At 51.2% G+C, this 10,457-nt stretch carries 10 protein-coding genes and 1 pseudogene; 3 read left to right on the forward strand and 8 right to left on the reverse strand.

Annotated elements, in window-relative coordinates; genetic code table 11:
- Positions 1-906 (forward strand): annotated as a pseudogene (locus BEN30_RS12155) (IS1595 family transposase); the annotation flags it as partial.
- A 229-nt stretch (positions 907-1,135) separates the two neighbouring features.
- Here BEN30_RS12155 and BEN30_RS12160 read toward each other — a convergent pair.
- The 7 genes from BEN30_RS12160 to BEN30_RS12190 form a co-directional block, all read right to left on the reverse strand.
- Positions 1,136-1,567, reverse strand: coding sequence for a response regulator (locus BEN30_RS12160; RefSeq protein ID WP_170827046.1), 432 nt, complete (start codon positions 1,565-1,567; stop codon positions 1,136-1,138).
- A 14-nt stretch (positions 1,568-1,581) separates the two neighbouring features.
- The gene (locus BEN30_RS12165; RefSeq protein WP_170827047.1) at positions 1,582-3,522 is read right to left on the reverse strand and encodes an MHYT domain-containing protein; all 1,941 of its coding nucleotides are present in this window, start codon (positions 3,520-3,522) and stop codon (positions 1,582-1,584) included.
- A gap of 249 nt (positions 3,523-3,771) precedes the next feature.
- Positions 3,772-4,041, reverse strand: coding sequence for an amphi-Trp domain-containing protein (locus BEN30_RS12170; protein ID WP_069958607.1), 270 nt, complete (start codon positions 4,039-4,041; stop codon positions 3,772-3,774).
- Between the two features lie 128 nt (positions 4,042-4,169).
- Positions 4,170-5,153, reverse strand: a complete 984-nt coding sequence (locus BEN30_RS17975; RefSeq protein ID WP_170827048.1) for a histidine phosphatase family protein — start codon at positions 5,151-5,153, stop codon at positions 4,170-4,172.
- Positions 5,150-6,247 carry an HprK-related kinase B gene (locus BEN30_RS12180; protein WP_069958608.1) on the reverse strand — a complete coding sequence of 366 codons (1,098 nt, stop codon included), beginning with the start codon at positions 6,245-6,247 and terminating at the stop codon, positions 5,150-5,152. The genes BEN30_RS17975 and BEN30_RS12180 overlap by 4 nt, the downstream gene beginning before the upstream one ends.
- Positions 6,244-7,134, reverse strand: coding sequence for a GAK system ATP-grasp enzyme (locus BEN30_RS12185; RefSeq protein WP_069958609.1), 891 nt, complete (start codon positions 7,132-7,134; stop codon positions 6,244-6,246). The genes BEN30_RS12180 and BEN30_RS12185 overlap by 4 nt, the downstream gene beginning before the upstream one ends.
- Positions 7,131-8,756, reverse strand: coding sequence for a PhoU domain-containing protein (locus BEN30_RS12190; protein WP_069958610.1), 1,626 nt, complete (start codon positions 8,754-8,756; stop codon positions 7,131-7,133). Before BEN30_RS12190 ends, BEN30_RS12185 begins: the two co-directional genes overlap by 4 nt.
- Before the next feature lie 295 nt (positions 8,757-9,051).
- Here BEN30_RS12190 and BEN30_RS18380 point away from each other — a divergent pair, with 295 nt between their 5' ends.
- Positions 9,052-9,252 (forward strand): hypothetical protein, encoded by a 201-nt coding sequence (locus BEN30_RS18380; RefSeq protein ID WP_139135009.1) that lies wholly within the window; start codon positions 9,052-9,054, stop codon positions 9,250-9,252.
- 48 nt (positions 9,253-9,300) lie between these two features.
- A complete protein-coding gene (locus tag BEN30_RS12195; RefSeq protein WP_069958611.1) occupies positions 9,301-9,879 on the forward strand; it encodes a transposase in 579 nt (192 codons plus the stop codon).
- Here BEN30_RS12195 and BEN30_RS12200 read toward each other — a convergent pair.
- Positions 9,864-10,457, reverse strand: a 594-nt coding sequence (locus BEN30_RS12200) for an IS630 family transposase (protein ID WP_139135010.1), incomplete at its 5' end; no start/stop codon positions are given. The genes BEN30_RS12195 and BEN30_RS12200 overlap by 16 nt on opposite strands.

The raw sequence follows: 10,457 nt of genomic DNA on the forward strand, positions 1-10,457 counted from the left end.
GATTTCCAGGAACGGTTCCCTGACGACAGGAGCTGTTACTGTCTGATACGGGATCGGCGATGGCCGGACGGGTTTGTCTGCCCCAAATGCGGCAGCAAAGATGCTTTTCTTCTGACCAGTCTGGCATACACCTACGCGTGCAAGGAATGCCGTGGCCATACGTCGGTGACTGCAGGCACGATTATGCACCGGACTAAACTGGCGTTGCGGGTCTGGTTCTGGGCGGCCCATCTTATGGCAACGCATTCGAACGGGATTTCGGCCCGACAGTTGGCGGCGCAGATGGGGATCGCCTACAGTTCGGCATGGTTGCTGGAACAAAAACTGCGGCGTTCGATGATTGATCCAAGCCGAGATTTGTTGGATGGTGTCGTCGAGATTGATCAGACCGAGATACCGTTCCACGACAACGACGCACCCCGGAGCCCACTCAAGACCGGCAAAATCCTGATCATCGAAGCCGTCGAGATTCGTGATAGAACCAGCGGAAAGGCACAGAAACCCAAGCCTCGTGGGTCGAAGTACCTCGACACCCTGTCGGGGCGCTGCCGTCTGGCGGTCATCCCCAGCAACGAGAAGCCGAACATCCACGCTTTCATTGCTACCAATATTGCCCCCGGATCTACCTTAATCTCCGATGGTCACGCTTCAATTCCTGGACTGGAGGGCTACCGGCACGATCCACGTGTCATTGGCAACATGGCGGCGCACATTCCGCTGCAATGGATTCACCGAGTCTTCGCCCTTCTCAAACGTTGGGGCCTCGGCACTTATCATGGTTTTCGCCGCGAGCACATTGATGTCTACCTCAACGAATTCGTCTTTCGCTACAACCGTAGATATTATCGTCATGTGTCCTTTGAAACGATCCTTGGTATCGCCGCAAAGCATGCGCCAGCGTCCTATTGGGACATCGTCGGCCAGAATAATCCTCGCAAAGGCATCACCATGACGCGCCAGAGACCCCGGCGGCGCAAGACGGCAGAAGGTATGCGCGAGGACGGAACCGGCCCTTATTCGCGCGGGAAAAACCCGAAATCATCCGATGATGGGACATCGCGATAAGCCGTTTTCGAAATACATTGACTGATGATTAGCAAGCACTATTTTTAATGTGGTTTAGCCACCATTTTACTCAAGTCAACGAAACGCTCTGGTGGAGCAGAAGCGGCTTTATTTTTTCAGCCAGTTTATAATGGTCAAAGGGCTTGGCGATGAAGGCATCTGCGCCATGATGAGAGGCGGTGAGGGCTGCGTTGGTGTTATGAATGCCCGAAACAACGACAAACGGCACCTTATTGTTAAACTTCGATGTGCGCACTGCGATGAGGAGATCGACGCCGCTCATCTCGGGCATATTAAAATCGGAGATGATCATGTCTACAGCTTCGGGGTTGTCGTGAAAGGCTTCCAATGCGCTGTTTGCGTCCAGAAAAACGCGGACTTTGTTGAATCCGATTTTGTTCAACAAAAGAACTATAAGCTCAGCTTGCGTGCTGCGGTCTTCTACCAAAAAAATAATAGCCTTAGACGTGGCGCTGTTCTTTTTGTCATCAAAATCGGCCATTGCCCCCCCCAGGTTCATTTGAGTATAGCAGGTAAAAACAGAGTGAAACGTGCCCCCTCTTCGACTTGGCTTTTGACTTCAACAATACCTTTGAAGGTTTGCAGCGTAGAAAAAACCATAGAAAGCCCTAGTCCGGTCCCTTTGTATTCGGGCTTTGTGGTGTAAAACGGCTCAAATATCCGGCCTTGCACACCCTCGCTCATACCGGGGCCATTGTCAGCAACATAGATGGCAAACAAGGGTCCATTATAGAGAGTGCCGTCCGCCTGCACTATCTTTCTTTCCGCAACTCTGTAGCAACCTAATGTCAAAATGTTTTGCTTGGATCCTCTCGGGACGCTCATCATGGCGTCCCGAGCGTTAATGGTAAGGTTGATAATCACCTGCGATAACAGTTTCTTATCAACGTTTATCTGAGAGTCTTTGTCTCGGATGTCGAGTTTCAAGACAATGGTGTTGAGGGTCAAGCTTTTGATTAATACCACCATACTTTCAACCAAGGCAGCACCATTAAACACCTGCATATTTAGGTCTGTCTTGTGCGACAGATAGAGGACTTCTCTCATGATTTTCGATGTTTCTTTGACGCTTTCAAGGGCATCTGTCAAATATCTTGTGGCGGTTTCCCGGCCTTCGTTTTCCGTAAGAAGTTCATCTTTAGCGAGGCCTATATAACCTTGAACGAGCGTTAGGCCATTGTTGACCTCATGGGCGATGTTGGCGGACAGATGCGCCAGGCTCTCAAACTTTTGGGCGGAAAGAATCTGCGTTTGCAACTGTGATATCTCTGTTTTGTCCTGAATTGTGCCGGTCATGTGGATGGCTTTTTGGTTTTCATCAAATCTCACCTTACCTTGTTCAAGGACAACCCTGACAGCGCCACTGGGCAAAACGATGCGATGCTCGATATTAAAGGGCTTGCCAAGTAGAGCTTCACTGAGCGCGGCTTCTAGCACACCCAAATCATCAGGGTGCACACCCCGTTCAAAATCTTGGAAAGTGGCAGCAAACTCTTGCGGCATGTAACCAAAGATGCGGTATGTTTCGTCAGACCACGTGAACGTGTCTGCTAAAAGATCCCAGTCCCAGTTGCCCAAGTGGGCAATGTGTTGTGCCTTTGCCAGACTGTATTTATTTTTTTCTAATTCCTTATTCAAGAGATGATGCTCTTTGATTATATTTTTCAAAGCGTGAATGAGTTTTAGGTTGCGTTTCAACATGATGGCTGAAAATGTGAGGGCGCTGATCAGTATAACGGCGATAATGATGCTGACCGTCAGCAAGTTGTCTGGCCCCCCCTCAGTGTAGGACAGGCTATTTTTTACTGGAATAAAATAGGCTGCTTCCATAGAGAGATAATGCGTACCCGAAATGGCAATGGCCATCATAACCGTAGCAACACTGATCTGGACGGGCTTAGAAACGCGATCTGTGTGAACGCTCGACGTGAACTTCACTTGCAATGACAAGATAGCCAAGATGATAGAGAACACGACGGAAAGCGCAAACATCGTTGGTGCATAATAAATGGCAGTGCCTGCGGGGCGCATGGCGGCCATGCCGCTATAGTGCATGACGCAAATTCCGGTGCCTATGGCAACGCCGCCCATGACCAACCTAAGCACAGAAATCTCGGTCCGCCCGATCATCCACAAAGCTACCGCACTCGCCAGCACGCTTGGGACCATGGAGATAGCGGTGAGCCACGGATCATAAGATACGCTGCACGGCAGGCGTAAGGCCAGCATGGCAGTGAAGTGCATGGCCCACACACCCGTGCCCAGGCATAAGGCCCCTGGGATCAGCCAAACGATTTTACCGACTAACCTACTTTTGAGATGAATAACTTCGCCGGACAGTTTAAGGGCTATAAAAGCGGCAAACATAGCGATTAAAAAGGAGAGCAACACATACGCCATATCATAGCTGTAGGTGTAGGCGCTGGAAACATCCACCGTGGAGTCCAAAAAATGAATAAAGTTTCCCATGTGTGAAAGTATTACATTTTTTTATTTTCATCACAAGTTCGTGAAGATGGGGGAAGCGCCGCCGTCCCGTAGGATTCGCGGCGCCGTGGGCATCGGGAAATGAGCCTGTTTTATTTACAGGTCGTTTTTTTAGGCGTAGACCTGATGGAAATTTGCAGTTGGTTGTACGCCTGAATCCCTAGCGAAAATGCAAACATCCATCAACTGTGGCGGTGATTAACGGCCTATCACTTTGAGTGTTTTGTCCTTGGTGATGTCTTTCTCACCTTGCCAGGATATGCGGATGCCAAGGGTGTTCCGGTCATCGTCTATTGAGGCTTTAATCTTAATCCGCAATAAGCCCGACGGTTCCATGACGAGGCTTGCATTTTTATCTTCCAGGGTGATTTTACCCTCACCGATGCCGCTGGTTATTGCTTTCAGTAGGCTTTTGATGGTATCTTGATCTTGCAAAGATTCATGGCGAAAGCGTCCGGTGTTTTTCATGTATTCCACCTCAGTGATTTAGGGTTGCATTTCAAGTGGCGTCAGCGCGAAGGGAGGATCATCTTTGGGCGTGTCTGCACATTGATGGTAATCGCTGTTTCGTATAAGGGCTGTAATCAGATGCGCCATCACTTTAAGTCTTTCAAGGCGTCTTTAAGTCTGGAGATGATGGGCTTGGGGTCCACGTTATGCACCATTGACACGGCTTTTGTGAGCGAGACCCGTTGCCGATCGCGGTGGCGTCCCTCCCACTTCAACTCATCCACTTCATGAGTGACCGCCAAGGGGTAGACTTCAACCGCACAAGCGCCGCCCCATTTTTTGTAATTGTAAGTGCCAAGAAGGCAGTCCAAAACCCGGCCATCGACACCTGCTTCTTCAAACGCTTCGTTGGCGGCGGAGGCTTTGGAAGACAGTCCTGGCTCATGGATGCCTTTGGGGATCACCCAGTGGTTTTGCTCGCTTGATGAAATGATCAAGACTTGCAGTTCATCGTCTTGAAGGCGAAACGGAACAACGGCCGATTGGCGGTAATAATAGGCTGGGCGGATGCGTTCTTCGAGGCCGTCGACGGTGGGGAAGGGGAACAGATGCGGTAAGGTGTTGGGTTCGACAATTTGAATCAGCTCAGCACAGTTGGCGCGTAAATCCTTCCATTCGCTTTCAATGCGTAGATGGGCAAGGGCCGCCGTGCGCAGATATCCACCTTTGTCATTGTCCGGCTCCAGGTTGCGGCACAGCGTCAACACCAGTTCTTCCAGGGCGGGATTATGGCCCACCATCATCACCCGGCGAGCAGATTTCGGAATTTCTCGTAGAACTGAGAACAAATCATCCAGCGTGGCTTCATAAATGCGGGCGTCTTTCTCGATTAAGTCAGCGGGCCAGCCAACGCTTTTGTAGCACTTTTCAGCCGTGGTATGGGCGCGGTTCGCGGGAGAACTGAGCACACAGTCGGGACGCAGATCATGCCGCGCCAACCAAGCCCCCATGCGTTGGGCATGGCGTTTGCCTTTGTCTTTCAAGGCCCGTGCCTCGTCTTCTTCACCATTGTCATTGAAGCTAATTTTGCGCGCTTTGGCATGGCGTAATATGAGTAACTCTCGTCTCACAACAGAAGGTCCTGTCGTTTCAAGTGGTTTAGACATTGGTCCGCCGCATGGTCAAAATCAACCGCGCCCGTTGCTTCGAAGATCGGCACGTTCGCGACTATGTCCCGGTACGGTTTAGCATCAAGCGGAGTGTTGTTCTTATAAAAACCGCCGGCTTTTAGCTGATAGAAAGGTCCCGGCGATTTCATCATGGCGTTCAGAAGATCGGGACGCTCTGACACATTGACGGCGTTGATGGCGCACTGCTGGTCGCTGTCGCGTCTCCAGTTGAGAACCAAAAAAGCCGATAGCTGGGCGGAGGTTGCAATTTTGCCTTCGCCAAAAAACGCTTCGACATCAACGTCATACTTTTCTTCACAGTCCCAAAGCTCTAGCGGTGGAAGCTGTGAAAGTTGGGCATGTCGCTCCGCCGTCAGGATCGCCGTTAGCATGTCGTTGTTGAGGATGGTGCCGGGATTGATGCGGGGTAGTTTGGGGATGCCGGTCGCAATGACGTCTTCGCCATTCCGATTGATGAACAGACGGTCGTTTGATAGAAACTGCACGCCGTCTTCCTTCAGCATATGCAACATCAAGGTTGACTTCCCACCGCCGGAAAACCCCGCGATGCCCAACCCTTGACCATACAGCGCTAGCCCGGATGCATGGCAGATTAAAGCGTTGTGTTGCTGCAAGTGGGTCATATACGCGGCGTTGATGAAGTTGATGACCTGGTTGTTGTTTTGTAGGCACGGTCCGGCAGCGATGTTGTGATCGGCGCTGAGAACGAAGACCATGCCGGTGCGCACTTTGCGAATCAACCGCCCGTCCGCAAAGTCGATATAGCTGTCTTTTCGCCCGGACTTGTTCGTTTCACGCCGCCAACCGATAAAATCCAGATCGAGTTCAGGCGGATCCGTTTCCAGGGCCAAAAGCTCCAAGTCAGCAGGTCCCACATCCAAGGTGTGAGCAAAATAAATACCCAACTTTTCCAAGAGAACGGAAGAATTGGAACGCACGCCGATGCGCATACCCTTCAGGCCCAAGACGATTTGCCCCTCGGCCAAGGCATGGTCTTGGATCAGTTTCTGGGTGTAAAATTCTACGCTGTTCACAGTGTAACCTTTGCAATCATATAGTCAGCGTAAAGGGTCGCTGCATCAATGCCGATCCCGTCTTGTGCGCCTTTAAATCCACCGAAGGCGGAGACTTCGAAGACAATGGGGCCATCCTCGGTGTCAGCCACGTCCACGGTGGTGAAGTCCAGGCCAAACAGTTTTTGCGCCTGGGCCGCCATGTTGATGGTGCTTTGCGGTGGTTCATGCAATGTGTATTTTCCGCCGCTGTGCACGGTGGTGTTCCAGATGTTAGATTGCGCCACTCGGGCGTACGCGCCCAAATAGGCCCCACCCAAAAACACCAAGCCGTAATCCCGTCCTGCCAAATGGAGTTTTCGTTGGATGTACATCAGGGGATTGTCGGCTTTAAAGACTTTGATTTGGCGGCGGACTGCGGTAGGGCCGTGGGTCGCGGAGATGACGCACATGCCCCGCGCCTTGGTCGAATAAAGGGGCTTAAACACGGCTTCGCCAAAGCTCTGTACGGCGTCGAATGCGACATTTTCATCTTCGCTGACCAAAGTATCGGGCATTGGAACGCCGCCGCCGCGCAAGGTGACGGTGCAGGCTAAGCGGTCAATCATGCGCACAATGGTTTGGGGCGGTGAAAACACCCGAACCCCTTGCTGTTCGGCAACCCGTAGCAGCTCAATGCGATCAAGCATAGCGGGACTGTAGTCTTGACTAATTTTTTTTATGGCAATGCCATCCAGTTGACACAGATTGATCTCACCCGCCCAAAGCGTCTGGGAGGATAAATCCAAGGATACATCGGCCATGTCGAGCACGAGACGAAAGCCAGTCTTGGTGTGTAGGGCATCGGCAAGAACTTCCGTAGACCATTTTCCGGGTATTCCAATGACGGCGATTTTAGGCGGGCTCATGCGAACAATTCCTGGATCGGCAAGCGAAAGGACTGCGCTGTTTTCGGCGTGACGCCTTGGATCCGCTCAAGAATGTAAACCCCGCGTAGAAACATATTTTTCGCCAATGTCTTGTCCAAAATGAAGCGGGTCGATGATATGAAAGATCGCGCCAAGCCTAAGCCCAAGCGCAGCTCGAAGGTCGGATCAGCATTCTTGGCGGCAAACTCGGCAGCGAAGTCGTGAAACTCAGTGGCGATCGCGCAGATTCGGCAGCGAGTGGTTTGGTCAAGCACCTGCAAACGATAGTTCGACACCATGAAGACCGCGATGTCTTGGACATAATCCATGTAACACGAGCGATGCAAGTCGATAAAGCGGATTTGACGGGTATCGTCGTCGAAGATAATATTGTCTAAGTTGAAGTCGCCGTGAATGTAGACGGAAAACGGCGCAGGATTGGCTTTTTCCACTTTGTGCGCACCGTCCAAGAGCTGCTCTAAGGACTTTATTTGTGCGCCGCAGACTTCCCCGCCGATGGCTTCAAATTCGGGGTGAATGGCAATGACGTCGCCCAAACGCTTGCCCAGTTGTTGGGTGTGACGGGCCGGGACCCCTTGGCTGCGCTTGGTTTCGCTCCACACCGCATTGAGGGTCTGAGTTAGACATTTCAAGGCCCGCGCCAAAGTCTTATCGTTTTTTTGCAGCAGCGCCTGTTCAAAGGTTAGGCCTGGCAAATGTTCAATCAAAAGCGAGGCATTCTTACCGTGTGTATTGTAGGACAAAATTCGCGGGGCGAGGCCGGGAAAAATTTCATGCCAGTTTTCGACACTTTCCCGTTCGTTGTTCAGTTTGTTTTTGGTGCCATCTTTAAAAATACCCGCATAGCCGTTTGCATCGCCGTGGGCTAAGGATATGGCGGCGACGCCACTTCCTGAATTGGTTTGGGCAAGGGTTTGGACTTCGGCGCCAATCAGGCCTAAGTCCGTCAACGCCGCATCAAGAGAGCGAAAGCGGTCTATGCGCATCGGTTTTCCCAATTTTGCGGAGATGATGGACTCACTGATGTCGCGCATCACATCCCCCATGGCTTCAATGCGGTGGGCAACGAACAGTGAAGTGATGGTTTGTTCGGTCTGCTTGGTTTTGCACAGTTGTTTTATGTGCAGGGCAAATAAACGGGCATAGGCCTGGTCCAGTTTGCCTTCGATATCCCCAATTTTCAAAGCGAGTTGGGTATCGTCGTCATTCAATGCCGTCTCAATCATATCGATGCCGGAGGAGATTTTATTCAGCAAGGCGAGATTGGGAAGATTTTTTAAATAGTTGTGATGGGTGAGCGCGCCGATCAAACGGACGCAATCGTGACAGATGTCGCTTAAACGTTCCAAGTCGGACGCGATGGTTTCGGCGGCGCGTAACGAATAGAGGTCAGTGTCGCCTTTTGGGGCCCGTTGCAGTGTCACGTTGCAACTGTCATAGATACGCATTTTTAAATTATAGGTATAGCCGCGGCGATCCAAAATACGATGCGCCACGGAGGGGGAGCCAGTTTCGAGAAATACCCGTAAACTGGCGACCTGCGATTTAGTTTCGGCCAACAGAAAATATAAGTTGTCCTTAATGGCTTTGGGTAAACGCATTCTACTTTATCAATCAGTCCAAAACACACAGGCTCTGCGACCGTTTCGGGTGCTGAGGCCTCAGGGGTGTAGGGCGGTCGTTGAGAGGGGCATGTTTAGAGTGAGTAAAGACCTTTGATGATATATGTTGAGCGATGATGGGGTATAGTCCTTTGGGTGTGAAGCTTTTGCGACACAATGTCGTCACCAGCATACGTAAGTGGTTTAGTTCCTATGCACAGTACCCGACTTAACGGGATAAACACCTGAAGCGATTCATACTTTGAGATTCTCTGTCAAAGGAAAGTCTCAGAATATGCAAAAATCACTGACCAAGTGCTTATCCCTTTCATTAGAAGGCCATATTTTCTTATGGCGCACAAGGCGTGAAACGCTCGTGTGGCTGGTCATGCTCATCATTCAAACGGGAACCGTAAGCATTTGGCGTCTTGCCGGGTATGTTGATACGCGTGCGCAAACGTTATCCGTCCATCATCGTTTGGAGCGTTTTTTTTAACATGTCCATCTTGATGATGCCTGTGTCGCCCGCCTGATTGTTCACATCATGGGGCTGTCTGGAAAGCCGTGGCATCTGGCTCTGGACCGTACAAACTGGAAGTTCGGTCGCTGTCATATCAACATCCTGATGCTGGGCATCGTGCATGAAAAAGTCTGCATACCCTTGTTTTGGTCGTTGCGGGACAAAGCGGGAAATTCAAATGCACCCGAACGCACCGCGTTGTTGGAGCGCATGATCAAAACGTTCCCCGATCAACCGATTTCCTCGCTGAGTGGAGACCGTGAGTTCATTGGGGAAAAATGGATGGGTTGGCTGCATGAGCGCGGTATTCCCTTTGTTTTACGCCTGAAGGAAAACATGCATGTGTGGAATGAAAGCCATGTTCCGGTGAAGCTCTCTCTCCATGCAATCCGCTTGGAAAAACGCCAAAGCCGCATCATGAAAGGCATTTGGTATCTGGGCCGTGATCAGGAAATGGTGACCACGCCGGTCAAAATTTCCATGATGCGTTTGAAGACCGGCGAGATGTTGATTGTCGCGGCAAGACAAGCCCCTCCTGAACACAGTTCGCGGCAAACCTTGCTCCATCTTGCTAGAGCATTTCCGGGTTATTTTGACGCATAACCATCTGCGGCAAAGAAGTTGCGGCATTCATCTGGCTTGAACAGGTCGCAAACTTTTCCAGCCGTCTTCCACAGGTCATCGATTGTACGAGGTTTCAGGCGTTTCATATGAGACTTAAATTTTGAGAACGCCAGTTCTATGGGGTTAAAATCAGGCGAATATGGCGGCAGGAATAAGAGCCAGGCCCCTCGTTTTTCAACCGCCTGCTTGGCGCTGTCACATTTGTGCGCTGAGAGATTGTCGAGAACAACAACGTCCCCTTTGCTCAAGGTCGGAGCGAGTTGTGTTTCGATGTAATGCGCGAAGATATCAGCGTTCATGGGGCCATCAACAATCCAGGGGGCGGTTAAGCGATCACAGCGCAACCCGGCAATAAAGGTCATGGTTTTCCAGTGTCCGTGAGGAATGCTGGCGACCATCCGCTGGCCTTTGCGACAGCGCCCCCTCAGGCGCGCCATCTTGGTGTTGAGACCGGTTTCATCAATGAACACGATGTTGCCGATCTTTTCGGGGTGGGCCTCAAGCCAGTTCTGACGCTTGCGCCACACCGTTCGTGCCGCCTGTACATCAGGACGCCC

Source organism: Magnetovibrio blakemorei (assembly GCF_001746755.1).
GTDB classification, from domain to species: Bacteria; Pseudomonadota; Alphaproteobacteria; order Rhodospirillales; family Magnetovibrionaceae; genus Magnetovibrio; species Magnetovibrio blakemorei.

Excerpts from the sequence above, each read along its gene's own strand:
- BEN30_RS12185 (WP_069958609.1), bottom strand. The coding sequence starts at position 7,134 with ATGAGCCCGCCTAAAATCGCCGTCATTGGAATACCCGGAAAATGGTCT.
- BEN30_RS12160 (WP_170827046.1), bottom strand. The coding sequence starts at position 1,567 with ATGGCCGATTTTGATGACAAAAAGAACAGCGCCACGTCTAAGGCTATT.
- BEN30_RS12195 (WP_069958611.1), top strand. The coding sequence starts at position 9,301 with ATGGGGCTGTCTGGAAAGCCGTGGCATCTGGCTCTGGACCGTACAAAC.
- BEN30_RS12190 (WP_069958610.1), bottom strand. The coding sequence starts at position 8,756 with ATGCGTTTACCCAAAGCCATTAAGGACAACTTATATTTTCTGTTGGCC.
- BEN30_RS12170 (WP_069958607.1), bottom strand. The coding sequence starts at position 4,041 with ATGAAAAACACCGGACGCTTTCGCCATGAATCTTTGCAAGATCAAGAT.
- BEN30_RS18380 (WP_139135009.1), top strand. The coding sequence starts at position 9,052 with ATGCAAAAATCACTGACCAAGTGCTTATCCCTTTCATTAGAAGGCCAT.